General features: G+C 40.0%; 29 protein-coding genes and 2 pseudogenes. 13 read left to right on the top strand and 18 right to left on the bottom strand.

Annotation, left to right across the window (positions count from 1 at the left end; all coding sequences use genetic code 11):
• Nucleotides 1–11 precede the first annotated feature (11 nt).
• Both fabA and F9817_RS08630 read right to left on the bottom strand, forming a co-directional pair.
• Nucleotides 12–530 (bottom strand): bifunctional 3-hydroxydecanoyl-ACP dehydratase/trans-2-decenoyl-ACP isomerase, encoded by a 519-nt coding sequence (fabA, locus tag F9817_RS08635; RefSeq protein ID WP_161154558.1) that lies wholly within the window; start codon nt 528–530, stop codon nt 12–14.
• Between the two features lie 64 nt (nt 531–594).
• Nucleotides 595–2,247 (bottom strand): S16 family serine protease, encoded by a 1,653-nt coding sequence (locus F9817_RS08630; RefSeq protein ID WP_161154557.1) that lies wholly within the window; start codon nt 2,245–2,247, stop codon nt 595–597.
• 257 nt (nt 2,248–2,504) lie between these two features.
• Here F9817_RS08630 and matP point away from each other — a divergent pair, with 257 nt between their 5' ends.
• The 3 genes from matP (at nt 2,505) to F9817_RS08615 (ending at nt 3,783) form a co-directional block, all read left to right on the top strand.
• Nucleotides 2,505–2,954, top strand: a complete 450-nt coding sequence (gene matP / locus F9817_RS08625) for a macrodomain Ter protein MatP (protein ID WP_161154556.1) — start codon at nt 2,505–2,507, stop codon at nt 2,952–2,954.
• A 9-nt stretch (nt 2,955–2,963) separates the two neighbouring features.
• Nucleotides 2,964–3,275 carry a DUF3634 family protein gene (locus tag F9817_RS08620; protein ID WP_161154555.1) on the top strand — a complete coding sequence of 104 codons (312 nt, stop codon included), beginning with the start codon at nt 2,964–2,966 and terminating at the stop codon, nt 3,273–3,275.
• Between the two features lie 301 nt (nt 3,276–3,576).
• Complete coding sequence (locus F9817_RS08615) at nt 3,577–3,783, top strand: hypothetical protein (protein ID WP_161154554.1); 207 nt, start codon at nt 3,577–3,579, stop codon at nt 3,781–3,783.
• 128 nt (nt 3,784–3,911) lie between these two features.
• Here F9817_RS08615 and F9817_RS23825 read toward each other — a convergent pair.
• The 3 genes and pseudogenes from F9817_RS23825 to F9817_RS08605 all read right to left on the bottom strand — a co-directional run.
• Nucleotides 3,912–4,502: pseudogene (locus F9817_RS23825) on the bottom strand (methyl-accepting chemotaxis protein); the annotation flags it as partial.
• A gap of 98 nt (nt 4,503–4,600) precedes the next feature.
• Nucleotides 4,601–5,311 (bottom strand): PAS domain-containing protein, encoded by a 711-nt coding sequence (locus F9817_RS24385; RefSeq protein ID WP_202436397.1) that lies wholly within the window; start codon nt 5,309–5,311, stop codon nt 4,601–4,603.
• Nucleotides 5,312–5,480: 169 nt separating this feature from the next.
• Nucleotides 5,481–5,819 carry a hypothetical protein gene (locus tag F9817_RS08605; RefSeq protein ID WP_161154553.1) on the bottom strand — a complete coding sequence of 113 codons (339 nt, stop codon included), beginning with the start codon at nt 5,817–5,819 and terminating at the stop codon, nt 5,481–5,483.
• A gap of 637 nt (nt 5,820–6,456) precedes the next feature.
• Here F9817_RS08605 and F9817_RS08600 point away from each other — a divergent pair.
• The 3 genes and pseudogenes from F9817_RS08600 (at nt 6,457) to F9817_RS08590 (ending at nt 8,812) form a co-directional block, all read left to right on the top strand.
• Nucleotides 6,457–6,909: a hypothetical protein gene (locus tag F9817_RS08600; protein WP_161154552.1), complete on the top strand. Its 453-nt coding sequence runs from the start codon at nt 6,457–6,459 to the stop codon at nt 6,907–6,909.
• A gap of 1,086 nt (nt 6,910–7,995) precedes the next feature.
• Nucleotides 7,996–8,267 (top strand): annotated as a pseudogene (locus F9817_RS08595) (single-stranded DNA-binding protein).
• A gap of 338 nt (nt 8,268–8,605) precedes the next feature.
• Nucleotides 8,606–8,812, top strand: coding sequence for a hypothetical protein (locus tag F9817_RS08590; RefSeq protein ID WP_161154551.1), 207 nt, complete (start codon nt 8,606–8,608; stop codon nt 8,810–8,812).
• A 147-nt stretch (nt 8,813–8,959) separates the two neighbouring features.
• Here F9817_RS08590 and F9817_RS24490 read toward each other — a convergent pair whose 3' ends face one another.
• Complete coding sequence (locus F9817_RS24490; protein WP_161154550.1) at nt 8,960–9,292, bottom strand: helix-turn-helix domain-containing protein; 333 nt, start codon at nt 9,290–9,292, stop codon at nt 8,960–8,962.
• A 171-nt stretch (nt 9,293–9,463) separates the two neighbouring features.
• Here F9817_RS24490 and F9817_RS08580 point away from each other — a divergent pair, with 171 nt between their 5' ends.
• The 4 genes from F9817_RS08580 to F9817_RS08565 all read left to right on the top strand — a co-directional run bounded on the left by F9817_RS08580 (nt 9,464) and on the right by F9817_RS08565 (nt 12,601).
• A complete protein-coding gene (locus tag F9817_RS08580) occupies nt 9,464–10,615 on the top strand; it encodes a phage/plasmid replication protein, II/X family (protein ID WP_237476211.1) in 1,152 nt (383 codons plus the stop codon).
• 94 nt (nt 10,616–10,709) lie between these two features.
• Nucleotides 10,710–10,994, top strand: coding sequence for a single-stranded DNA-binding protein (locus F9817_RS08575; RefSeq protein WP_161154549.1), 285 nt, complete (start codon nt 10,710–10,712; stop codon nt 10,992–10,994).
• Nucleotides 10,995–11,265: 271 nt separating this feature from the next.
• Nucleotides 11,266–11,835, top strand: coding sequence for a hypothetical protein (locus tag F9817_RS08570; protein WP_161154548.1), 570 nt, complete (start codon nt 11,266–11,268; stop codon nt 11,833–11,835).
• A 388-nt stretch (nt 11,836–12,223) separates the two neighbouring features.
• Nucleotides 12,224–12,601: a regulator gene (locus tag F9817_RS08565; protein WP_161154547.1), complete on the top strand. Its 378-nt coding sequence runs from the start codon at nt 12,224–12,226 to the stop codon at nt 12,599–12,601.
• A 36-nt stretch (nt 12,602–12,637) separates the two neighbouring features.
• Here F9817_RS08565 and F9817_RS08560 read toward each other — a convergent pair whose 3' ends face one another.
• The 9 genes from F9817_RS08560 to F9817_RS08520 form a co-directional block, all read right to left on the bottom strand.
• Nucleotides 12,638–13,393, bottom strand: coding sequence for a hypothetical protein (locus F9817_RS08560; protein ID WP_161154546.1), 756 nt, complete (start codon nt 13,391–13,393; stop codon nt 12,638–12,640).
• A gap of 462 nt (nt 13,394–13,855) precedes the next feature.
• Complete coding sequence (locus F9817_RS08555) at nt 13,856–15,274, bottom strand: zonular occludens toxin domain-containing protein (RefSeq protein WP_161154545.1); 1,419 nt, start codon at nt 15,272–15,274, stop codon at nt 13,856–13,858.
• 4 nt (nt 15,275–15,278) lie between these two features.
• Nucleotides 15,279–15,623, bottom strand: coding sequence for a DUF2523 family protein (locus tag F9817_RS08550; RefSeq protein WP_161154544.1), 345 nt, complete (start codon nt 15,621–15,623; stop codon nt 15,279–15,281).
• 2 nt (nt 15,624–15,625) lie between these two features.
• Nucleotides 15,626–16,834, bottom strand: coding sequence for a hypothetical protein (locus F9817_RS08545; RefSeq protein ID WP_161154543.1), 1,209 nt, complete (start codon nt 16,832–16,834; stop codon nt 15,626–15,628).
• A 125-nt stretch (nt 16,835–16,959) separates the two neighbouring features.
• The gene (locus F9817_RS08540) at nt 16,960–17,190 is read right to left on the bottom strand and encodes a hypothetical protein (RefSeq protein ID WP_161154542.1); all 231 of its coding nucleotides are present in this window, start codon (nt 17,188–17,190) and stop codon (nt 16,960–16,962) included.
• Nucleotides 17,191–17,210: 20 nt separating this feature from the next.
• Nucleotides 17,211–17,447 (bottom strand): transcriptional regulator, encoded by a 237-nt coding sequence (locus F9817_RS08535; protein ID WP_161154541.1) that lies wholly within the window; start codon nt 17,445–17,447, stop codon nt 17,211–17,213.
• Nucleotides 17,448–17,457: 10 nt separating this feature from the next.
• Nucleotides 17,458–17,811 carry a DUF1293 family protein gene (locus F9817_RS08530; protein WP_161154540.1) on the bottom strand — a complete coding sequence of 118 codons (354 nt, stop codon included), beginning with the start codon at nt 17,809–17,811 and terminating at the stop codon, nt 17,458–17,460.
• 5 nt (nt 17,812–17,816) lie between these two features.
• On the bottom strand, nt 17,817–19,106 hold the full coding sequence (locus F9817_RS08525) for a replication initiation factor domain-containing protein (RefSeq protein WP_161154539.1): 1,290 nt from the start codon (nt 19,104–19,106) through the stop codon (nt 17,817–17,819).
• Complete coding sequence (locus F9817_RS08520; protein WP_345789718.1) at nt 19,103–19,294, bottom strand: hypothetical protein; 192 nt, start codon at nt 19,292–19,294, stop codon at nt 19,103–19,105. The genes F9817_RS08525 and F9817_RS08520 overlap by 4 nt, the downstream gene beginning before the upstream one ends.
• A 172-nt stretch (nt 19,295–19,466) precedes the next feature.
• Between F9817_RS08520 and F9817_RS08515 the strand changes: the two genes are divergently transcribed.
• The gene (locus F9817_RS08515) at nt 19,467–19,835 is read left to right on the top strand and encodes a DUF3693 domain-containing protein (RefSeq protein WP_161154537.1); all 369 of its coding nucleotides are present in this window, start codon (nt 19,467–19,469) and stop codon (nt 19,833–19,835) included.
• A 206-nt stretch (nt 19,836–20,041) separates the two neighbouring features.
• Here the strand turns inward: F9817_RS08515 and F9817_RS08510 are convergent, their stop codons facing one another.
• From F9817_RS08510 to F9817_RS08500, 3 genes are all read right to left on the bottom strand, one after another.
• Nucleotides 20,042–21,766, bottom strand: coding sequence for an ATP-binding protein (locus F9817_RS08510; protein WP_161154536.1), 1,725 nt, complete (start codon nt 21,764–21,766; stop codon nt 20,042–20,044).
• A gap of 12 nt (nt 21,767–21,778) precedes the next feature.
• A complete protein-coding gene (locus F9817_RS08505) occupies nt 21,779–22,897 on the bottom strand; it encodes an FIST signal transduction protein (RefSeq protein ID WP_329604827.1) in 1,119 nt (372 codons plus the stop codon).
• 175 nt (nt 22,898–23,072) lie between these two features.
• Nucleotides 23,073–23,429, bottom strand: coding sequence for a hypothetical protein (locus tag F9817_RS08500; RefSeq protein WP_161154535.1), 357 nt, complete (start codon nt 23,427–23,429; stop codon nt 23,073–23,075).
• 582 nt (nt 23,430–24,011) lie between these two features.
• On the opposite strand from F9817_RS08500, the gene fnr reads away from it, so the two are divergent.
• Both fnr and uspE read left to right on the top strand, forming a co-directional pair.
• Nucleotides 24,012–24,761 carry a fumarate/nitrate reduction transcriptional regulator Fnr gene (gene fnr / locus F9817_RS08495; protein ID WP_161154534.1) on the top strand — a complete coding sequence of 250 codons (750 nt, stop codon included), beginning with the start codon at nt 24,012–24,014 and terminating at the stop codon, nt 24,759–24,761.
• A gap of 133 nt (nt 24,762–24,894) precedes the next feature.
• On the top strand, nt 24,895–25,842 hold the full coding sequence (gene uspE, locus F9817_RS08490) for a universal stress protein UspE (protein ID WP_161154533.1): 948 nt from the start codon (nt 24,895–24,897) through the stop codon (nt 25,840–25,842).
• The last annotated feature ends 12 nt before the right edge of the window (nt 25,843–25,854 follow it).

The raw sequence follows: 25,854 nt of genomic DNA, 5'->3' as shown, positions 1-25,854 counted from the left end.
TCTGTCTGCGATTAAAATGCAGAAGTGTCTTGGAACAAGCCCACTTTCAGATCTTTTGCTACGTAAATTTCTTTACCGTCAACTAAAACGCGACCATCAGCTAGGCCCATTACCAGTTTACGGTTAACCACACGTTTCATGTTGATTTCGTAAGTGACTTTTTTTGCAGTCGGTAGGATTTGACCAGTGAATTTTACTTCACCAACACCTAGTGCACGGCCTTTACCTTTGCCGCCAACCCAACCAAGGAAAAAGCCAACTAGCTGCCACATTGCATCTAGACCAAGACAGCCCGGCATGACTGGGTCGCCTGGAAAGTGGCAATCGAAGAACCAAAGATCTGGAGTGATATCGAGTTCAGCAATGATAAGACCTTTACCATATTCACCTTCAGTCTCAGACATTTTTGACACACGGTCCATCATCAGCATATTAGGCGCTGGCAATTGAGGGTAACCTGGGCCAAAAAGTTCACCACGACTAGAAGCTAGTAGGTCGTCACGGTTGTAAGAATCTCGTTTATTCTGCATTATCAATTACTCCAATATTTGATAGGTGCATGTTAGTGAACACCTGTACGCCAAACAACTCCGATCAGTGGGAAAATAGCCAATTTTTCAGGCGATCGATCAGTGAACTCGGCTGTTCATGTTTTTCAAAATTATCAATACGTTCGGCAATCTTATTTAAGATGCTCGAGTTTTCATCACTTCTAAATGGTTCACCTAAAAGAAGTGGGATGACATCATCAACAGTTGATACCGGCCAAATATTAAATTGACCAGAACGAATACTGTCGACCACAGTAGGGTGCAATGCCAAATGCTTTAAGTTGCTCGCTGGCAAAATAACGCCTTGTTGACCAGTAAATCCTTGGTGTTCGCAAACTCGATAAAACCCTTCGATTTTTTCATTCAGTCCACCTACGGCTTGTACACGCCCAAATTGGTCGACCGCACCAGTGACTGCTTTTTGCTGATCGATAGGGGTCTCTGATAGGGCACTGACTAAAGAGCATAACTCTGCTAATGATGCACTATCGCCGTCGACTTCACTGTAAGACTGTTCAAATACCACCGATGCTGAAAATGGCAGCGGCATATCTAAGTTTAGGGCACTACTGACGAATGCTTGCATTATCATCATGCCTTTAGCATGTAGATTACCACCTAGATCGACTTTACGTTCAACATCAGCAATGTCACCATCACCAAAGTGAATAACGCAGGAAATACGTGCCGGTTCACCATAAGATAGCGGATGCCCAGCCACATCAACCACGGTTAACCCATTCACCTGGCCGATTTGTTCACCTTGCGTCTCAATGATGACTTGCCCGTCAAGAATGTCATCCATTGCTCGTTCTGGTAAATAAGAAGCTCGGTAATAGCGATCTTTAATGACGTCTTCAACATGGACTGCAGTAATGGTTTGACCATGTGATTTACGCTTGCATTCACTCAATATCGAGCGATGCCACAATAAACACAGCGGGGCATAATGTTGGTCTTCAGTATAACGAGCACCGGCTGTCAGTAACGCTTTAATGCCATCAGCGGTAAAATGTGGAATGTCATATTGCTGGCAAAGCCACTTAAGGTAACCTAAATACTGAACTATCGACTGTTCATTGATTTTTAGATCAAGTTCGATTTCACTAAATAGACATAAACCGGAGTGAATATCTGGGTCTAAATAATCCACATCACCAAGTTGATTACGGTCTCCCACAACTACTAATTTAACGTTATAACGTTTGGCCGTGGAAGACTGGATGGGGGATTTAGGGTCGCAATTTAACGGGTAGGTTTCTTCACCTAACAGTGCCGCCTTAAGCAGTGGCCAACTCACGGGGTTAGCAATGAGTAAATTTGCTGAAACAATTAAATAACCGCCATCGGCTTTATCTAGCAATCCTGATACTTCATGAATCACATGGCCGTTCTCTGCTTTTACTTGGCCAAATAGAGTATCAATATTCAGAGATTCAGAAATGATAACCGGTGTGTCTTCATTCACACGTTGTTGTATGGTGTCTTGAATGAGATGGCGATAGATTGAGTTATCGGGAGCGTTAATCAACAGTAGGCGAGTAAAGCCATCCATTTCGATAAACTGAGAAAGGGTTACAGACAGGCGAGGTTGCACGTCGAGTAAGTTATTTTCTTCCAAAGATGCATATTGCTCTATCTGGCTGTTGTACGCATCATATTGAGGCGTCACTGAACGCCAAATTTCTTTTGTCATTGAAATGTATTACTGATGAAAAGGAGCTAAATTATATAGAAAAATAGATCTGATACCAATCGAAGTCATGCTCTGTGAGTGATTACATAACAAAAGAGTGCTTAATCGCTCAATCATTAAACATTGATACCCAAGTAACCTCCAATTGGTCAGTGTTATTTTAGTCATGATCTCGCTCTACTTTTTTTGCTTTTAAATTGAATCTATGAATAGTATGGGTTACGCTGTCACCATCAACGAATACGGGCTTGTAAACAATGAAATATCAGCAACTTGAGAACCTTGAATGCGGATGGAAATGGCAATACTTAATCAATAAATGGAAAGCGGGTGAAGCGATTACCAAATACATTGATACAAGTGAATCTGAATTAGCGATTACACAACTAAAAGCCATCGAACATGAACCCATCATGGTCTTAGAGTGGATTGATAAGCACATGGCTCCCGAGTTCGACAATAAACTCAAGCAAGCAATTCGTGCCAAGAGAAAACGTCACTTCAATGCAGAGCAAGTTCATACTCGTAAGAAGTCTATTGATCTAGATTATCGCGTGTGGGAAAAATTATCTGCACGAGCGAATGATCTCGGTTGTACATTATCTGACGCAATAGAATATTTGCTGAGTGAAGCTTCTCGTAGCGAAAAAGCAAGCCGTACCGTAACCAGTTTGAAGGAAGATTTAAGTAAATTACTCTCAGATTAGAGGTGTTCTATGTGGTACCTTATCATTGTTGCAGCCATTGTTATCGTTTGGTTAGTTGCAGATCGGCCAGTGTTGAAAGTCAAATTTAAAACCGACAAGATTTTTTCCATTAAAGGTCATTGTCCACCAACATTTAAACGACATCTTACCGACATTATTGAACATGAGAATTTCAGTGGTGTACTGAAAGTGTATCAGCTGCGCTCAGGAATGAAGTTAGTATTTTCAAACCAAGTACCGAAGAAGATTCAGCAACGTATTAGAAATGCGTTTCCTCATCAAGGATTCAAATCCAACAGCCAAAAAGCGAAATCGCATTAGTCTTCAGTGTTATTTTATGAAGTAATTAATATTAGTTACTTCATAAAACTCCATATTTTAACGCACTATAACTAAATCTATTGCAGTAAATGTAATAGCAATATAACGAACTGTTAAATTAACCGCTCCACTAAACTAAGCATTCCAGCAAATCGCCAAGAGTCGTAACATTCATGTTACTTTTGATTGTGGAGCTCAAATCACATAACTATCATTGTTAATGGTAACTTCATCACCTTTAATTCTTTCAAATATGGCTAGCTTTAGAAGTGGTATCAGATAGCCAAGAAAGGTGAACCGTATGCCAAACTATTATCTAGATAAAACCCCTCAAGTGAATGGCGAATATTACGTGCATACTGAGGGATGTATTCAAATGCCTTTACCAAGCGATCGCACTTTTTTAGGTAATTTTAATAGTGTACAAGCCGCATTGGAAAAAGCAGGACGTATACATCACCGTTGTCGTGCATGCGATAATTGCTGCGTTCCTTGTGAAGTGAATTGATGTCGTAATGCTGTGACAAACAATTAGGGTTGTTAGATTTAATAAATATAATTTGCTGATAAGACAAAGCCCCAGAAATGGGGCTTTTATCGTTCATAAAATGGAGTTGGTTGAAGTTAGGGATTACCAGATACGAGCTCAGTAGCCTGTTCTGTCGCACTTTGCGTTCTTGATGCTAATGTTCTGACTTCATCTGCAACGACAGCAAAACCGCGGCCTTGTTCTCCAGCGCGAGCTGCTTCTATCGCTGCGTTTAGCGCGAGTAGGTTAGTTTGTTTAGCTATATCACTAATGATCGTGACAATTTCACCGATTTTAGTAAAGTTGTCTTGCATTTGTTGTTGTGTTTCTAGCTCTGTTTCTCTTGCTCGTTCTTGTTGTTTTTGCGCTTCAATATCGGTTAACGCACCAACTACACGCAGAGGATTGCCATACTGATCACGTTTGGTTTCTCCCTTTGCTCTAAACCAGCGAAATTCCCCTGATTTCATTTTCAAACGATATGAGACATCATAAGGGGTTCGCCCTGATTTGTCGGTTAAGTGATCGACAAACACTTTAAACGTTCTCTCAGCATCGTCTGGATGCAGTCTTGAAGCCCAACTATCAAGGACATTTGGAAATTCTTTTTCAGTTTCAAATCCGAGTAAAAGTCTGAATTGATCAGACCACCAAAAAGGGTTGTTGGGATTCACAGGGTCACCAGCAATGACCTCCATATCCCACAAACCGTCAGACAACATTTCATTGGCTAGTTCAAAACGATCAATAAATTTATCGAGTTCACCTTGTTTTATCTTCTGTTCGTGGATATCAGCTAATGCACCTGCAACTCGCAGAGGTTCACCTTTCGAATCCCGTAACGTAGCTCCCCTGGCTTGAAACCAGCGATACTCACCATTTCGATGCTTAATCTATATTGAACGTCATACCCAGTTTGTCCCGATTTATCATTTAGATGGGCCATAAAGGCATCAAAGGTCGGTTGCTTATCCTCTGGATGTAACCGATCAGACCAACTGCGAGCAACATTTGGAAAATCTCTTTCGTCATTAAAACCTAATAAATGACGAAACCCTTGTGACCACCAAAACGGGTAATCCTCATCAAAGTCTCTGCCGGGAATAAAAGTTAAGTCCCAGAGGCCATCTGCAGTCGCTTCACCCATTAAATGAAAACGCTGCTCTATTGATTGCAATTCATGTTCATTACTTTGCAATTGTTGAGTTAGCTCAGCGATGTCTGATTCAAGCGTCTGCTTATCATTCTCTAAAAGGTGCACCTGTTCGACTAGTGATTGAGTTAAACATAGCAAAGAATCGAATCTATTTTTGGCGTCTAAATTAGAATGTGCCTGTTTGGAGAGCATTAGAGTTAACGCTTGATCTAACAATTGGCTGTTCTTTTTGCTCAGCAGCATGTAGTCCCATCCCATAATGAAAATAATTATAAAAGCATTAGAATTATTATTAACATCAATAGTAGTAAATCTTTTTAGTTTTGCTGAAAGGAGATGAGAAAAAGCCACTACTGTTTATATATACAGTAGTGGCTTTGAGTGTAACACGATGATTTAATGCACGATATGAGCAGGGGTAAAACTCATTGTGATACTTTATTAGACTAATTAGTAATGGGATATCAAGATACTGTATAGTTATACAGTATCTTATATGTAACTGGAAAAGTTTAATTACTTAGCTGAGATATAGACATCCATTTTTTACTAGGCTGTGAACATGATCGGTAGACCAAGTTTTAAATGTGCCATTTTTACGCACCTTAATATTTGCTATGCCGCCATTAGATAGTTTAATTTGTCTTACTCTGAGAGCTCCAAGCTGGGTGGTTACCGTTGGTTCTTTACCCTTATTGTCAGAGGTAATCTTAATGTCACCTTGGGTTTGAATGGTTGTGATTGGAGTAATGCTTTCAGAAGTACCGTCGGTGTGCAAAACATAACTTTGACCGTCGGTGTAAGTGTAACGCTTACTGCCATCTTCAAGTTCGATTTTTTCTTCCAAGACTTTTTTCATGAGATATTTACCCTTATGAGTTTTCTGTCAAGGTCGCTTTTGGTGTACCAAATAGTTGATAAGCATCAAAAATGGCCAATATACAGTTAATTGTATATCGTGAGCTACTATACCACTTTAGAATCATCTCATCAGGTATGCTATTAGGCGATTTAGTCATAAAAATTAGGTGGATAAATTACTCAAGGGAGCAAAAATAGATTAAAAATCGTCTAGTGCGTCGAAAAAATGTGTATATAGAATGGGAATTCACTTCTTAATCGTAGACTCCATCGCATATGTAAATCCGCACTAGAGTAACGGTAAAGCAACTTTAGTAGGGTAGTTGGGAAGGCGCAGTAATTTGCTTTGTACTCCTTTTTTATCCATGCATAACCTTGACCCACGTAAGTGGGTCTTTTTTTTCATTTTGAATATCTATCAACTTTATTAAAGCCAATTGTCTATAAATAGCAGTTAAGTACACTGATGCACTTAGATTAGACATTTTCTATGAATAAACTATATTTAATTTTATCGTATTAGCCCAATAACTATCTAAAGTATCAATTGTAAAATAATGGCAAAGGCATACTTATCTCGCAGTTGAAATAGGACTATGATCAATACAGTTTCTTAGTTGGCAAAGGAGCCTAAAATGAGTTTTCGTGATCTCGAAAATTTTGAAAAAAAACTTCAAAAAGATATAGAGTCGGGTAAGGCGCAAACTAAAGAATACGCGAATAACGTTGATAAACTTTACGCCGAAGTTAGACAATGGGTTAAACCATTAGAAAAAAGTGGCAAATTGAAACTCAACCAAGTTGATGAAACACTATCAGAACTTGATGTTACTGATTACCACTTAAATGCGTTAGAGCTAATTGCTGGTAAAAAATTAGCTTTTTTAAATCCTAAAGGAGTCTCTGCTAAAGCATCAATAACCCATAAGGGTGTTGTTAATCTTGAAGGAGAAGGAGGTTCACCCTCATTCACTATTGCTTTAGCTCCAAATGGAACATGGAAAGTCGAATCAGAAAAAAGTCAGTTCGAAGAACTAAATGAACAACAATTCACTGCTTTGCTAAAGAAAGTTGTTCCAATAAAGTAAAATAACATCGATCTATCATCTTTTAGAAGCTTATAAAGCCCGCACTTCAATGTGATATCGAAGTGCGGGCTTGTCATTTTATAGAACGAATACTCACAGGTTGCCGTTTTTAATAAGTCATATCGGTTATAAGCCGCAGTTAATACCCACGCGATAAAGCCTCTCTTTTCCCTCATAGCACTACGTAAAACCAGAAGAAGTATTAATTAACAGACCAAGAAAACCAAGATATGAATCTGCGGGATTCAACTCTCCAACGTAAATCATTGAATAATTAAACCAATGTGAAGGTAACGCAGCTGGGTAAAACTGAATAGCCCGAGATGAGGCTGTTCTTTCTGAATGGAAATGACTACGCATGTTGATGTTAAAGAAAAATTAACTTAACTATATGAAAATAATTCGAATTATTAACATGAAGATAGGGGATTTGGATGCATGAAGACCTTCGTAAAACGGGCATAAATGATAATTCCTATATATCGACAACCGATTGAAAGGTTTTACCTATATGTATTGAATGCAGTAAAAAATAGTTATTTGTTTATTTTAAATCCTTAATACAACAAATATTCCAAGCTTAAAAAAATAATAACTTTTATATATAAATAACTGTTTTTATTGCAAATAGTATAAGTAAAAAGAAAATATCTATTCTTCATTTGCACAGGATTAGAGAGTTAAACCTTACTGATAAACTTTGAACCCAGTTCAAACAAGATGATGTAATCATCAAGCAATACAATATATGTGTGCATATGCATGGAAATCAGCATCGATTACGACTAAGTTTAAATTGTCCTTAAATGAAGCATGAAGATGACTTTACGCTACTTTAATTTTTGATAGTGCTTAACTCCAATTAGCCCGCGATAAGCGGGTTTCTTTTTTTATTAGTCTAAGAGCATTAATTGGCCATTGGTTTTTTTCAAAAGCAGAGCTACAGAACCTTTAATGTATTGCCGTCACTTCAAGTTTCACACAACAGCATTCTAGTGATTAGGTTGAGCCAAAAGCCAGGCACATCTCAAAAATGACGGGCTCAGTGAATAAGACAACATCATTCGATTATCTGCTTAGCTAAAAATAGAAATCTTCCCAGAAAACGTGAACGTGAAAACACGGAATATCCCAGCCAAAGACAATCGTCCGGCACGAGTAATATGTGAGCAAGTCGCGTATGTTCATCTTGGTGGCAAGTTCCCAGTAGAGATGAAACTCCAGCTCGAACAAAACCAACCGGCATACACGGTGTGCATCCATCAAGCTTTAGCGTTAATCAGTTCGGTGGGCTTGAGTTAAAACGTTTTGGCTTAGTGATCGAATCATTGGGTAAACTTGAACGGCAATCAGCGTAAAATACACAGCCAATAAGNCANTGAAAAACCNTGTTAAAACCCAACATCCAAGTACGCATTATGGGTATGAATTATGTTGAGGGTTTGCTGAAAGCCGAACGCCAGCAAAGGGTGGGCGAGAGAAGTAGTGATTCCGGTCAGAGGGCATTGAGGCACGAAATGTCTGCCAGAGCGTGAAGATGATGAAAGAGAATCGCTTTGCCAGAGAAGCCCGTACACATAATTTGCATAATGCGTACATTTTAAGTCCTATTTTATTTAAAATTGATTGTATGCGCTTGTTTTATTATGCAACTCCTATAGTTTATTAAATAACATTTACTTCTGGGGAATCTTTCATGTCTGAACCTGATATCTATTTTGGTGAAATTCTTAATGGCTATTTTGATGCTGATAAGCAAGAACGACGTTTTAAAGCAACATGTGCAGCACTAACTTTGTTAAAACACACAGCAAATTTATCTGAGATATCCACTATTAGAGCACTAGAAACTAGCATTCCTAAAGTAGCTGATGGTATCCAAAAGACTTTAGAGAAAAAATGAGTAGCCAAGCGCACACCACAGCCCAAGCTACTCACATTAGTCATTCGCGCGGCAGGTTACGACCTGCCTTTTTCATGTCCGCAAAACTCAGCTTTTGAGACCGCGAAGCGGTTCGGGTTCCTGTTACACCCGAACTAACTCCTGAATTCAGGAATTTTTATTCAATTTGTCTATCTTTTGTTCCAACTCTCTAAGCCGATCAGACAGTATCGCTTCATTCATTAATGACAAACCTTTTTGTATCTCTTGCAACGGTTTCTCTAGTGGGGAACTCTCAATACGGCCATAGGCAATGAAATTCAAAGGCACGCCAGTAGCCTCACAAATTGCGATTACATCTTTAAGCTTCGGCTCTGTTTTGCCTTTAGCCGCTCGCACTAAAGTGCTGACACTAATCCCTGTAGTATCACTTACTTTTTGGTAGCCGCCATTTTGGGTAATGGCATCATTAATTCTTTGGGCTATCGACGTTTCTGTCATGTTCATACCTCAAGATAATATCCCTGCATTATAACCCCTGTTTTTTCACTTCTGACTTTTTCATATTCACTAATGACCATTTAATGTGCACAAGTGCATAGATTTTTGTCACTTTACCGATTATCATTTATGAACATCGAAATGTTCACTAATGGCAATTGACAGGTTTTCATGACATCTAATTTCTTTATCGATCAACTGTTCATGCAGCAGGACCATCCGCAAGGGGGACTCCCTCTTGTTGGTCGTCATGTCATTGAACGTATTGATTTAGAAACAGGTGAAGCGCTTCCTCCAAGTGTTAATCAGAAACTACTCGAAGGCTCATATAGTACGAAAGTGACTATTCGATGTGATGGAACTCGCGTCCGTGTTGAAGGTAATCCATCTCGCTGGCAACGTATGGATAATTTGTTTGGTCTCGAAAAACTTGATGATTGTGTTGCGATTTATAATCACATTCTTGCCAAATATGACTTACCTCCATTTACCAAAACAACTCGCTTGTTCCATCGGCAGACTCCAGAAGGTAAAGCATCTTCTTTAGTTGGTAATGGTGCTGAGATTACTCTCATTGACTGGACTCGAAATCATAGAGTAGGTCAGGGCAGTGAAGCATCATTCATTCGCGGCATGTCTTCAATGCAAATTGGTCGAGGCCGCGAGCCTAAACTCTATCCCAATGGGATGACTTGTAACTGGGGCGAAGCCTCAGAATGGTCGATGACCAAACTTTATTGCAAAGCCTACGAACTTAGAAATCATTTAAAGAAAGATAAGCGCAAAAAGAACTCCGTTACATCTGAACAACTTCAATACGTAGATCAGCTAATAGAATATTGCGAACAACAAGGCGTAGTCCGCGAAGAACACAGCTTAAGACAGAAGTTACTAAAGAGACATAATTTACAATTTTACGGAATGGTTGGCGAACAAGACTTTCACGCACATTTGACAGACATCGAGAACGCTATGAACACATTGCATGCAACTCACGACGTACACGAATCTATCGCACATCAATTACTAAATGCTGGCGCAGTCGACACACTCAGAAAAGCCAATGTAACTATGAGTTACTTCTCGCTTTGGCAGCACGGCACCGACCTCAGAGACGTGTTATCTCAATCCAATTTTTACGTTCATAAAGCACGACTAAAGCAAATTGGTATCGATGTGTCACGACCGTTTGATGTTAGTCGCATGTGTCCAACATTGAAACGTTCAGATGTTATCGAAGTTCGACCTTTATCTATCCCTGACTGGTATCAGCGCCCAGCTGTTGCTCAGTCTAACGTACTGCCTTTTAGAGCGATTGCTTAGGGTAGGTGTGCTTGCTTGAGGCACGAGAGTAGGCACATCTACCCTAAGCTACCCACATATAGGCTTAACTAACTGACTTACATAGGAATTTATCATGCTAACCATCGAGATTTTTAAAGAAGATGAGCGCATCAACACGCGAACAATACCAGGGCGAGAAGGGAAACCGGCTCGTGTTATTTACGAACAAACAGCTTACGCACATTTAGGCGGTAAGTTCCCCGTTGAAATGAAGCTAGGCCTAGACGAAGGACAACCCCCATATGCTCCAGCAAAGTATACCGTTCATAGCTCTAGCTTTATTGTTAATAACTTCGGTTCACTTGAGTTAAAGCGTTTTGGATTAACTCTCGAACCGTTAGAAGCCCCCAAAATTTAACTGTTGCCGCTGGATGAATCCCCATCATTCAGCGGCTTTTTTATGAGGTGTCATATGGCTAGTGTTAACCAATATCCAACTGATAATAAAGAACTTAAACTTCTCTCTGCGTCTAAACTCCTTCAACTCTCCAGACCATCTTTTAAATGCGAGTTTGTCCGTCAGGGGGATCGCTTACATCTGCTGATTTATCTCAATGCGTACTGCAAAGTTCCTTTTATCCGTGTGCCTTCCGGTGCCATTTATCAAGCTGCTAAGAGGTTACTTCAACATGAGTCGAATTAAACCCCATACACATGAGCAGCATGTCTATGTTGGTGAAAAACTGGCTAGAAAAAATGGTCATCGTAACTGGTTACTCGATGACGATGAACGTCTTCAACAGTATTATTTTGAAGGGCTTAACCATAACAAAATAGCGGAACTGCTTGACCGTTCTCCAGCATCAGTAAGAAAGCGAGTATCAAGGAAAGGTTATACACGTAGCCCTCGATATCAGAGATTTACGACCATAGAAGATATGTATATTAAACGTCATTACGGAATACAGACCACGATAGAAATTGCTGAGACATTACAGAAAACCGTAGGCTCAATAAGAGATCATGCTATAAAAGTACTTGGCTTGAAACGTCGCTACCTTGGTGAAAATAGTCCATCAAGTACGATATCAGATGAAGATGTAGAGCTTATCCGGCTATTAGCGGATGAAGGCTTAACCGGTGCGGAAATATCGCGAAAAATGGAAGTGTCTAAAACTCACGTCTATGCGCTAATTAATTTTACACGCCGCATGAATGGATTACCTGACCGTATTTACGACATCTTAGAATATCAGTGAGGCATTATGACCGACGCACAATTTACAGAACTTATCGCCAAGCTAGATAGTTTATGGATGCTTGTTTTTGTTGGATTACTCGTAACAGTGTTGGCCATTGGTTGGCTCGTTGGAGGACAACGTTAATGGATGAACTTACATTTTTAATTAGCTCGTTTATTGGAGCGTTCGCCATTGGTTGGGCAATAGGATTTAAGCTATTAGTATTTAGAAAAGGCATCGAATCTATAGCATCAAACTGAATGCAATCAGCGTAAAATACACAGCCAATAAGCCACTGAAAAACCGTGTTAAAACCCAACATCCAAGTACGCATTATGTAAAATTATGGTTAAATGCGTGTTAATTTACAATAACTTACAATCTGCCTCTTTAGAGGTAGATATGCATGAAGTATCACGAAATGACAAAAAACTACATTTTTCGTGAATTAGAATGTCAGTTAAGCGTAGAAGAAACAGCAAAACTTTGTTTCAAAACTGTGAGGACAGTCAAAGAGTGGGACACTGGAAAAAGTATTCCGCCAGAGTGTAAGAGATTAATGAGATTAACAGCCAAGCGAGAACTACATCACGACGAACGCTGGGAGGAATTTGAGTTGAGAGGGGGAAGGCTCAAATTACCAACAGGGCAATTAGTTTCACCACAGCAAATTATTACTGGTATTGCACTATTGGAAATACAATCAATAAATGAAATAAGGGTTAATTCTAAACTATTAAAATACGCTAGAGCATTGGCTTCAATAATGGTTACAAGAAAATAACCCACTTCTTAAGGCTCAAATGGGCCTTAAGAAAACCTATTTATAACACCTAACATAAGAATGGACATAAGTACCATTTTTTCTTCTGTACCCACGCACTCTGTGACAATTACCAAGTAAGCTTTTATAGCTAGAACTGTTATAACTCGGAATCTTATATGGACTAGAAACAGTGTGTTTAGATGGCACAGTATTAGGAGATACAACAGTTATAGCTTTCAAAACCGAATGAGAAGAATCTTTAAAGATAGACTTGAGATTTTTTGAATTAACCTTTTTAGGATTAGGTAATCCATATAACTTGTAATCTAAAGCATAGACACCAGACGAAAAACGGCGTTTAGCTAAAAAGAACCCCTTAGAATCTTCACATGGTATACCATCACTTTTTTTATCCAAATATGTATGACCAGACTGATACAAACTCACTGCTAGCGAGTAGGGAATTTCATCGCAAGTAAAAATCAACCTAATATCCGACAGATAAGAATCGGTATAGGTAAATCCCATATGTTTATAGTTTGGATAATCAGATACAGACTTGCCATTGATACTGTAAATTTTACAGGTACCTACATTTGAATTAATGCATGCGTTATATGTAATTGAAACCGCCTTATCGACAGTACTTTGCCCCCAAGATGCAAAAACATTCCCCTTAGTACTAACAACAAAGGCCTTGTTATTGATTGCGATATCATAAAGATAGGGCTGAGCTAATTTTTGATGATTCACAGAGGTACAAGCAGACAGCAAGGGAATAAGAGCGAGCAAAATGGCTATATGTTTCAATATAAACTCCTTATCAGAGCGAATAGTATACATGCATTTACACACATAACACTATTAGAGATAAGGAAATAGGAAGAAAGTACCCCCGTAGTACCTAGTGGGGGTACTGGCTCCTGCCTCGCTGCTCAGTCCTCGCGACTCAGCAGTCGCCGAACCCCACAAAGTCAAAACCCTGCATCAATAAGACACGAAGATTCAAACCAAGAACCGGCACAAAAGAGAACGCTATATTTCCTCAATGGTCTAGCAGGAAGGGAGGGGTTTTGTTGCAATATTTAAGAACGCAGGTTTTCGCACGATTAGACCAGGTGATCTATTTAACCTGGGAGGGCGTGCTTGTACCGCTAAAGCGGTGAGTCGCTCCGCTCCGTGTCGCGCAAGCGCGAGATAGTCGGGGGGAGTTGTATGTCATTTTTGACATACAACCATTAGCAACTGCATGTCATTTTTAACATACAGATATTAAAGACTGAATAGGTCTACAGACTTATGCACTTCCTTTTTTCTATCATCGAGTGCCTTGTCATTACTTACAGGCAACTGGTTAGAATAGGGCGCGCACATCACCATGACTCGACGTTTGCCATATTTGACCGATACCAAGCAGTCATCAATATACTCGAAATAATACCCATACTTGGCCAAGGCATGGCTACGAACGTAGTAAGACCCGTCAGGCATATCTATCCTGAAAACAAACTTTGTATAACTAAACTTTTTACCAACAGTTTTCAATTCACCAGTCAAATACACATGTTTAGCCGAATTAAAAATAGGAAAGGCTTCTTTGAAGGGGTTTATAGTATCCACATTATCAGGCGTATGATCACTTTCATTACGACGACCGCTATCAACCACGCTAGAACTATTTTTCCGACCGGACGAAGTATCCGCAGAATATTTCGAATCCAATTTCTCAACCACATTGGAATGATGGGAAGCACCAGAAGCAGACGCAACAGACGCTTGATTCGAATCGACAGTATCGCTAAAAAATACATGGTACATACTCCAAAGAAAATAGCCCATCGATAACAGGGCAATCAGCATTGCGACAAGAAACTTAGGCGATTTCAGCATAGTCAAATCAGCTTTTGACTCATTGAATCCGCCCGTTCCGGTAGACTTATAAAGCGCGAACACATCAAGAGGAATCTTCTTGCTCGTACAGCTGGCAAAGTCTGCCTTAGTGCTAGGTTGTGATTTAGACGATTGCGGTTTGTGGTTAAAAATACGAGGTCGACGTTTACGAAAGAACGTATCCGTCGAGCGATGAGAATAGGCTTCTTGAGCACAGCCGCGCATCCAAGTAGGAATGGACGTCCAATCAGGGGTTAAAAGAACAATGTCCCACTGATATTTACGATGACGCATGAACGCCCCATAAAAGTTATACGGATAGACTAATCGCCCATGCTCATCATATTGAGTCCGTCCGGTATCATCTTCCTCACCATCAATATGACGAGCATCTTCAGGAACCGGAAGCCAACGCGAATAGAACAACTCCAAAAAGTCAGCAGGAAGATCATCTTTGAACTCTTCAACAGGATGATAAACGGCCTTTTCACGTTTAAAGCCTACATCCGTAGTAAACAAGTCCTGACATTCATCAATCACAACAAACGCGCCAGTAGGCATCCAGCAGAACCAGTTTTGCCACAACCTAACGCCTTCCTCAGAACGGCTAAAGATTCGAATAAGACGGGTAGAGGATGGAAATTTTTCCCCGAGTGCTTTCTCTATCCCTGATAAGCTTTTTAGACCTTCAACGTTGGTGACAACAATACGACCCTCACGAAGTGCAGGAACGATTTCAAACCAAACGGCATAAGCTGATTTATAAGACCCATTAGAGCCATGACGAAATGAAACAGCCATAGCATCACCAACCGATAATACGAAGAATAAAAGCCGTTCCGGCTGCATCAACTATGATTCGAATAGCTTGAACTACTCCAAGTTGAGTTGCAGCATATCGAAGGTTATCCGGCAACTCATTGAACACTTCACCAATGGCCGCATAAACCTCATAGTCACCGAGTAAACTTTGAGCAACGGAATAGGCGACTTTAACGGTTGAAATCTTAAACTCAATGTACATTTTCATCAGAATATAAGAGAACCAAGTAAACGCCTCAATGATGAAGTCACCAATCGTTTGAAAAAATGACACGATGTAATAAAGAGCATCCGATAAATAGCTTAATGCATCATATAGGTATTCCATAATTACCCCCGACGACCAGCCGATAAAATAATAAGGCCACCACTGACAGTGGCAACGAAAATAATGACACTACGAATTAAAGAGACGTTGGAACCAAGAGAGTCAAAGAGGTCAAAATCAACGGATTGACCTTTAACAGTCAAAGTTAGGCCAGTATAAGAACCACCATCGAACGTGGTTGAGCCAAGAAAATCAGGCGGATTTTCCAGTAAATCTTGGTATTCCGCTTTTGTTTCTTCTAACTCAGTTTCAGCAGAAGACAACGCATCACCAAGAACGGAATCACTAAAGCCGTTTGTAGTGGGATTAGAAAACTCACTAGTACCATTGAGCAACGTACCCATTTGGTCAGAAAGATCATCAATAGAAGCATCAAGGGAGGAAATGCCCTCACCAAGCGTATCGGTATTATTTTGAACGGCATCAACAATATCACCAGAGCCAGCCGTCACCGATTGATTAAGAGCATCGAGCTTTTCTGAATTGTCAGAGCTTGCTTGATTAACGGCATTGGTAATATCAGATGAAGCATCATCAATGGCCGTCTTAACAGAGTTGACCGCAGAAGTAGTTTCATCAAGAGCCGAGACTACATCAGAGTTATCAGAGGACACATCCGAACTATCGTCAGAAGAATCATCAGAAGTATCACCAGAACTGTCATCAGAAGAGTCGTCACCAGTATCACCGGAACTGTCATCAGACGTATCATCACTATCTGCATAACACAAAGTAAGACTTAAACTATAACCATCAGGGCAAATGCCATCTTGAGGCTCGACAGAACCATCATCGTTAACAGTCCAACCATCGTCTTCTAAATCACTAGTATCATCATCACTAGCATCACCCTCCTCAGCGGCCTCGTCCTCATCAGAAACACCATCACCATCAGAATCAAGCGCATCAGACGTTGAACTTATATAAGCGATAGGAACGGATGAGCCAGAAGTAGAACTATTTTTCGTATAAGACGCGTAAATTAGAGTATTACCATTATACAAGTATATACTTGACACGTGATAAACATTAGAACCAACTGTTATGTCGGCAGTACAGGAAATGCTTGAAAAAACAACACCAACAGACACACCGCACGCATCGGCAATATCCTGATTAGGGCTATAAGAATAGAGTCCCGTAACCTTATAATTTGCATTAGCAACTGATGGTAAGACAATAAATAAAAGGAGGAATAAAAAGCGTTTCATACTGTCACCAAAAACAAAAAGGAGCCGAAGCTCCCTTAATTAACCTGCTATCACTCCCGTGTACATACCTATCAGAAACGAGAATGATATTAACGTAGCGAGAGCAATAGATGTGACCATATGCGCTACTTACGCAACCATGAAACGATCATGCTTAGACCAAAGCCAAGAGCAGTAACCGCAATCACGCCAGCAACCACAGCAGTGACGTTGTCACTACCAGCGGTAACCGCACTAGTGATGTTTGCATCAGCTTCAGCAAACGTCATAGTTGAAGCGGTTAGAGCAGAGATACCAGCACCAACAACACCTGCTTTTTTAGCAACGAAAAGACCAGCTTTTTTAAAAGTTTTCATAATGTATATCCTTAAAATGATTAAGCTTTACCAAAGTATTTGGCGATTCGACCTAACATGTGACCGCCAACGAACGTGACAAGGGCTTGAACTAACACGAACTGATACAAGTCCTCATCAAACTCCAAGTAAGATGACCAATCGGTTTGGTTACTTACTAGTTGAGATGCCTCTTCAGCCGTCATGACAACGTAAGTACAGGTATCACCGGACACGACTTGTAAGACTGAATCGACCACCTCAACACACAAAGACATAACGAGCCCCTTATTGCTCTTTTAAGCAATCAGCGAAATGCTTTTTAACATCAGGGTCGACAGGGATTAACTTAGTAACAATCGCACCGGACAGCGGGTCAATTGGGTTCAAATCTAATTCCAACTCGTACTCACGACGAGGAACGAGAACGCGCAAGGCTTCCAATTTCTCGGCATATTTGCGATCAATCATGATAGGTTGGTCATAACGTGCATTAACTTCACCGGATTCACCGTAAGTACGACGCTTATAATTTTCGGTATTTACTTCACGTAGAGGACGTGAAATGTTGAGTTGAGCAATGTCACCTTGAAAGTTGTTAGTGACAAATGAGATACCCAGAACAAAAACGCTATTAGCCATTTTATCTACTCCAATGTTTGAATTAATTTGCGATGCATCGACGGGAACGTTATCCCGCCATCGTCACGTAAAAGACTAGAGACGACCTTTTCACAATCGCCCTCATACAACTCGACTAAGCTATTTACCAAACGGCCATATTGACGCTTAGCCCAGAACGCAGCAGACAGAACATCACAGGCAACACGTTTTTTCGCCTTAACCGATGTGTAAACTGGTTCAATATCAACGGGTAGGAGAGAAGCAGCATATTCATTCAATGCCACAAACCCGCCCGCAGGATTCAGAAGGATGTCCACATCCCATTTCTTGAGCTCAACTTCAGACCGATACCAAGAGAAATCCTCTTTAGTGATGTTGCGCTCCAACTTTTTGTTATAAACACGCCAGTAGACATTGGACTGACGATTGCCAAAGTCACGCTCTTCACGGGTAAACACTTTTTTCAGTGAGTCACCATCTTGAACATAATCAAAAACATCAACGACATGGACTTGAGGCGCGAAACCACGAGAACGCTTAAACGCGCCTTTCATTGCTGCACGTTCAGCAGCTTCACAAGTATGAAGACCGTCATAATCGTCATAAGCGAGGTCGATACGTGCCAACTGTTTGACGCCAAGAATCTCAGACAACCAGTGATGAAGGAAATGACATGAACGGTCAGCAAAAAGGTGTTTGCAGCCATGACCAGTGATTTGAAAATGGATCGTGTCACGGTTGCCACCAAAACCAACTTGACCGCAATAATCATTGCCTTGAGAACTGGTTAAAACGAACGAATCGTCATAGAACTGGAAGCCACGGCCACGAGGTGCACCGTAATTGAAGCCAAGAACACGCGTAATAAAACGTCTAACTGTTTCTTGTAAGTACTCCATATAAACGTCACGAAAGTACTTGTTATAAGCCTCGATATCAGCAAAAGATTTAGCCTCATGCGTAGAGAATTGAGGCTCAGTTGGAAAGTTAATGCCAGAGTAAGGCGACTCTTTACGACAGTGACGAAAGTCTTTGAGATTCACTGTAAAACATAAGTAATCAATGATAACTGGCGACTGTTCATAGTCCTCAATGAACGTATATTCAGTGGGAGTATGCACAGTAAAATCAGCAGGGATATCAGACTTTTTAGCACGACGAACGTATTGACCTTTAGGTAATGCAGAATAACGGTCAAACGGGTCTTTGCTACCCATACCAACTTGATTGATAGGCGTTGCATTACACTCAGGGCAATGACAAGCCGAGTCAGCATGATAAAGAGCACCACAGACAGTACAGGTATATTTCATTTGTGTGCTCCCATAATAGCTAAACGTTCATCAAGAGTGGTGTCAGTAATGTCATGCAACTGATATTCGCCAGCTTGGCTATCGAGGTAAGACAAAAGATGACCGTAGGAACGGAACCAATCCCAATCTTCAAACAAGAAGACTGAAACAGAACCATCAGGGAGGACGTCATAAAAAATATGTTCCACGGCCAAAACCACCTTAACCAGTTGAGGGTGACCGCCAGAAACGAGTTAAGGTCGAAACCAGCGGTCATTGAGTAACCAAATTATGTGACTATGTTAGTCACCAATATCGATGACCGCAAGACACCAAAAATTGTGACGAATAGGCTAAAATGATCAAAACGGAGGACTTGCCATGTATCAAAACCAACTGATTGATGCCTACAAAAAGGCTCAAAACTACATACAAGACAAGCAAATTGCTTTAGATATGAACCTACCTAAGCAGCGAATAAGTGAATTTCGCAAAGGTCATCGCTATATGACTGATACACAAGCAATTTTTTTAGCGGAAAATTCAGGAATAGACCCACAACTTGCTTTGATTGGTTGTCACGCTGACCGCCAAGAAAATCCACAGGTAAAACGCTTATGGGAAACAATGGCAAAAAAATTTAACGGGCATGGATTACATTTAAATACAGTGGCTTACGTCAGTTTAGGAACGCTCGCCAGCATGCCTTTAATCGAGCACCTACAGTACGCATTATGTATATTATGTTAAATGTAATATCTGGGTACGGTAACTAGTGCTTGGTATCGCCCCCTCTGGGTGTATCTATTGAACATAAGCTATTTACCATAAAGTATATAATATTCCTATTTATCATCTTCGATTAAAAATAGGAATATTATTAAAGCCAGTACGTTATGATTGTTTATCTGGCTTAATGAAGACCAAGCCCAGATTTTCTGGGCTTGGTCTATTGGCTAATTCCCAGGAATGAATTTAGATAACACACCCGATAAGTCTTTAGTTCGAATTGGCTTCATAACAAAGTCATTCATACCGGATTTCAAACAGTCATTTTTATCCTGGTCCATCGTGTGCGCTGTTAATGCAATGATTGGTACGTTGAGACCTTTCAGTCGAATCTGTTTTGTTGCCTCAATACCATCCATTATGGGCATCGACACATCCATAAAAACGAGATCAAACTGTTTATCATGATTAAGGAGTTTAATGGCATCTTGACCATTATCAGCAAGTGTTACAGTGTAACCCAGTCGATTTAAAATGAGCTTGATGACCATTTGATTGGTTTTAGTATCTTCAACTACAAGAATTTGTTTAGCATGATTTTTTTCTGAACTCTGCTCATCAATTAAGTCGAATCGATTAGACTCACGGCTGCTGACTTTTGATTTCAAAGGCAGCATGATTGTAAATGTACTTCCTTGATTGACTTTGCTTTCGACTGAAATCTTACCGTTCATCAACTCAACTAAATGTTTAGTAATGGTTAATCCTAAACCGGTACCACTATATGTACGCGTAATTGAGTTGTCTGCCTGAATGAATGGCGAAAACAACTGCTCAATTCGATCATCATCAATACCAATCCCAGTATCTTTTACCGTGATCATTAACGAGTCAGACACGGTTCTCAAATCAACAGTAACGTTACCTTTCTTAGTAAACTTAATCGCATTACCAACAACGTTAAATAAGATTTGCATTAAACGAGTAGAATCAAGCCAATATACATTTTCGTGACATAGCTGATGTGTCACTGTGAAATTAATCCCTTTTTCTTGGGCCAGTTGCTTGTGATAACTAAGTGAGTTACCCAATTTCTTCTCTAGATCTATCCAGTTACACTGTAACTTAAAGTGCCCCGATTCTATTCTACTCAAATCTAAAATATCATTGATGATGATAAGTAACAGCTCTGCAGAATTTTCCATCTGCTCAAGAAGATCACGTTGTTCCTTTGAAATGTCCTGTCTTAACACATCAATCAAACCCAAAACGGCATTTAATGGTGTACGAAGCTCATGACTCATCATTGCTAAAAATTGGGATTTGGATTTGTTGGCTTGTTCTGCCTGTTGCTGCGCGATTGAAAGTTCGCGAGTTTTAATATTTACTAGTTGTTGAAGTTCTTCTTTATATTCAATATCACTAATCGCGCGCTCTAATAAAGGACGAAACCGTAATAGTGTTGCTTTTGTTTCGAGACTAAACTGCCCTTTTCTCTTACCAATCAAGAGTAAAACGGAGTTGCTTGCTTCAGCGCTAATACCTGTCATTAAGACCGAATTGATCTGTTTCTTGAGACTAGAAGATAGATGGTGAAATTCATCCTGCTCATTAGGTTCAAACAAGACAATACCTTCACCGCTCAGCACTCGTTGAAACTTTGGCGTATTACGCCATTGTTTTCCTTGAAACGCTGGGTTGGAAGTGAGAAATGTATAGTACGAAGAGCAATGCTTACTCTTTGAAATAACAATAAAATCATCGAATTCTATATAGCGCCCAAGAACCCGCTTCAACTCTTCAAAGATTTGATATTTGTTGTCAGCGTTACTCAATGCGGAAAGCGCAGCGAGAATAACACGGTTTTCTTCTGCTAATTGATGCTCTCGTTCCTTACTCCGTTCTAATTCAAGTAAGGTTTCTTTTAATAGCTCTGCTTGGTCCGAATTCATAATCAATTACTGTTACTCTGATTCGTAAAAAATCACTGAAGAAATCATTAGATTCCCATGAGCATTTTCACCGCAAATGAAACGCCCTTGTTCACCGAAGGTAAACGGACAAATGAACGGTTGATTGTTCATTTGTGCAAGTAACTTTTCATATACTTGGTTGATTTTATTTCCTAACCTTAACATTGAGCCGCCACAGTGAATGATAATAGCGCCTAGCACCATTGATTCTCTGTAGTTCTTAGTATTTGCTTCTTTTACTACCCGAGATGCCCGAGAAATCAACTGTTCTAGTGAACCAGTCATTAAACTGATTTCTTCTCCAGTATGAACTTCTGCAAACAACTCCAATCCACCATTTACAATTAATTGTAACGGATGTGTGAGCTTATAATATGGCTGTTGATGTACCGTTCCCGCAATCCGACCAATGGGGAAACGAGCAATATGATCAAAGATATACTGTTCAGAAATATGTTCACCTGCGTGATCTCGAATCCAGCCTTTGTATACATATTTCGCAGGTTTTCCATCTATCTCATAGATGATTCGTCCAGAGGCTTTAGTAATCGTTCCTTTGTACTCTGTTGGTGAATAACCATCACTAAAACCACTAGTTAATGGCTTTGAAGGGAAAAATAGCTGCATTGCAAGACCGTTAGTTGTCGAGCCACTATCGCTAATTAATGACCATTGGTGTTCGATATGGTTGTCTGCTGAACTGCCACCAATGATAGGTACTTGAGTACCAAATTTCATATCAATCGCTTCTATAAAGCGTTCTTCATTTCCTGGAGTGGCATGTAAAACAATTAAACTCGGAACTTCACCGGCTCGGTCTGCATGTTTTAACGCTTGCTCGATAACATGAACGGCTGCTTGCGGATAGTTCTGACATGAAGAAAGATCGACTAACCCAGAACCATAAGCACAAGGTTCTTTATCATAAATCGCCATAATGCTTACAACTGGACCGTGATGAAAGCCTTTTTCGGTCATCACTCCTTTGCAAGAAGAACAACCAATAAAAGGAATGCCGGGAAAGGATTGCTTAATGTTAGCTGACAAGATTTCCGGTTTGTAATCTTGAGTATAGTAGCAGAGCATTGATGCTAGCCCAGTGGTATCAATAGCCGCTAGTAGTTCAGCGACTGCTGAAGCCTCATCTGGCGCGTGACTGACTGAGGTTAAAAAACGCATTGACGTATTCAGTGTTGGATTTATCAGCATTTATACCCCAATTTACAATCTAATTAAAACCGGAACTGTCTAGATGAAATGTTGCTCGCAAAAATGGTCGATAACATTACAGTTTTATCGAAATCAACGTCTTATCGTTAATTTTTAATATTGGATTAGACCCTAACTTGTCGGTGTCAACATTTAAAATCCACTGTCCTTTATCTGATTTTTCAATCACACCTTGTTCTGTATTTAAAGACCAAGTTGCGGGAACCTTGTCCAGCTCATATGAACCCATTGAAATCTTAGTAATAGTAAATGCATTTCCTTGCAGGCTCACTGTGCATTGATTTACACCCATACAGTCCATGACTTGCTGATTGCTGTAGGTCCATGTTCGCCAAAAAAAAGCAACGATCAAAAGTGCCAGCACCGCCAGGATTTGTATTAATCGCTGTTTAGTGAGCTTCTCAGCTGCCATGATTCCTCTCTTTGTCACTCATTAAATATACCAATACTAGCGTTACCTAAACGTCCTGTTAAAAACAAATCAAAATGTGGTTCGGACTGATGAATAAATATAGTAACGTTTGGCTTTGGCGCTTATAATGCGCCACGTATTAATCGGAACATCAAACACCACATAGCCTTTTAATATTATCAGTAAATTCACATTGATAATATACTCCTTATGAATAGCATGGCTTAACTGTCAATAAAGTATTCAATTCGTTCATTACCATAACTAAAGTTGATTTAGATTCTTCTCCTATTAAGAAATTACACACATAGATTTTGATCACAAAAACTGAAGTTTATTTTCTCAAATGACACTAGATTACTCAAAAAGATGCCATTTTTAGATAATTAATGACCAAATCTATAGCTTTAAAGCTATACGTTGTGATGAGTAGGTAATATTTCCCATTACCAGAGGGACTATTACGTGCTATATGCAGCTAATGTTATATTAATATTATGATTTTAAAGGGATTTATTTTAGCTATGCTTTGAGTTTTAGTAATGCTAAAATATTGATGTACATCAATTAGTGAAGGTTATTATGATTTCTGAAAAGCCTGCTGCGAAACGCATCCAATCTGGTGGCTGTGCCATTCACTGTCAAGATTGCAGTATCAGCCAACTTTGTATCCCGTTTACTTTGAATGAATCAGAGTTAGACCAGCTTGATCAAATCATTGAGCGCAAAAAGCCAATTCAGAAAGGCCAAGAGCTTTTCAAGGCGGGAGATGAGTTAAAATCTCTTTATGCTATCCGCTCTGGTACAATTAAAAGCTACACCATCACGGAACAAGGTGACGAACAAATCACTGCATTCCACCTTGCTGGTGATTTAGTAGGTTTTGATGCCATTACATCAGATAGCCATCCTAGCTTTGCTCAAGCACTAGAAACATCGATGGTTTGTGAAATTCCTTATGAGATATTAGACGATCTATCAGGTAAGATGCCTAAACTTCGTCAACAAATTATGCGTTTGATGAGTAATGAAATTAAAGGTGATCAAGAAATGATTCTCCTGCTTTCAAAGAAAAATGCAGAAGAACGTTTAGCGGCCTTTTTGTATAACTTATCAACTCGTTTCTCTCAACGTGGCTTTAGCCCTAGAGAGTTCCGTTTGACGATGACTCGTGGTGATATTGGTAACTACCTTGGTTTGACGGTAGAAACAATCAGTCGTCTACTAGGTCGATTCCAAAAATCTGAAATCTTAAGTGTTAAAGGTAAGTATATTACTATTCTCGATCATGCTTCATTGATGGAGATGGCTGGTGTGACACAAGATTCATAGTTTAGTTTCAATGAAGTAGCTCTTTAATGAGCTACTTCATAATTCCCACAAATTCCTTTCCCTTTTCTAAAATAATTCCAAGTTCTGCGCTAAAGTAACCATAGAGTTCTCCTCCACTGATAAGGAGCCCGTTATGAGCATCTATAGCAAAATTTTAGTGGTTGCAGATATTAATCGAGATGACCAACCCGCACTTGCTCGCGCCACTCAATTGGCAGCCCAAAGCAAATCAAGAAGTCACATTTTGTTCTTCTTGTCTATTTACGATTTCTCTTACGATATGACATCCATGCTCTCTTCAGATGAAAGAGATGCTATGCGTCGTGGCGTCATTCAACAAAGAGAACAGTGGATGAGGAAAATTGCCGAGCCTTATCTCAATGATGATTTCGATTTGGATGTCAAAGTTGTTTGGCATAATCGTCCGTATGAAGCCATCATTCATGAAGTTTATGAAGGTCAACATGACATTCTTGTGAAAGGGACTCGCAAGCACGACATGCTTGAATCTGTGCTCTTTACACCAACTGATTGGCATTTATTACGTAAATGCCCCACTCCGGTACTGTTGGTAAAAAATGCGCAATGGCCACACGGTGCGTCAATTATCGCATCAGTGCATGTTGGTTCAGAAATGCCCGCCCACCAAGACCTCAATGACAAAATGGTTGAGCAGTTATTGTGTTTGAGTCAACGCCTTGATGCGATGCCATATTTAGTCAATGCGTATCCGATTACACCAACTAACATCACGGTTGAATTACCAGAGTTTGATCCCACAACGTATACAGAAGCCGTTCGTGGTCATCACCTAACTGCGATGAAAGCATTGAGACAAAAACATGGTCTTGCGCAAGAAAATACCATTGTTCAACAAGGTTTACCCGAAGACATAATTCCTCAGGCTGCCAAGGGTCTTAACGCTGGCATGTGTATTATCGGCACTACAGGGCGCACTGGTTTATCAGCAGTCTTTATTGGTAACACCGCTGAACATGTTATCGATAAAATTGACTGCGATATTCTCGCCTTAAAACCACAAGGCTATATCAGCCCACTTGACCCCAATAATACCAAATAGGGTCACAACTTC

Source organism: Vibrio eleionomae (assembly GCF_009874545.1).
Classification (GTDB): Bacteria; Pseudomonadota; Gammaproteobacteria; order Enterobacterales; family Vibrionaceae; genus Vibrio; species Vibrio nitrifigilis.
This window is presented reverse-complemented; position numbering and strand designations above follow the sequence as displayed.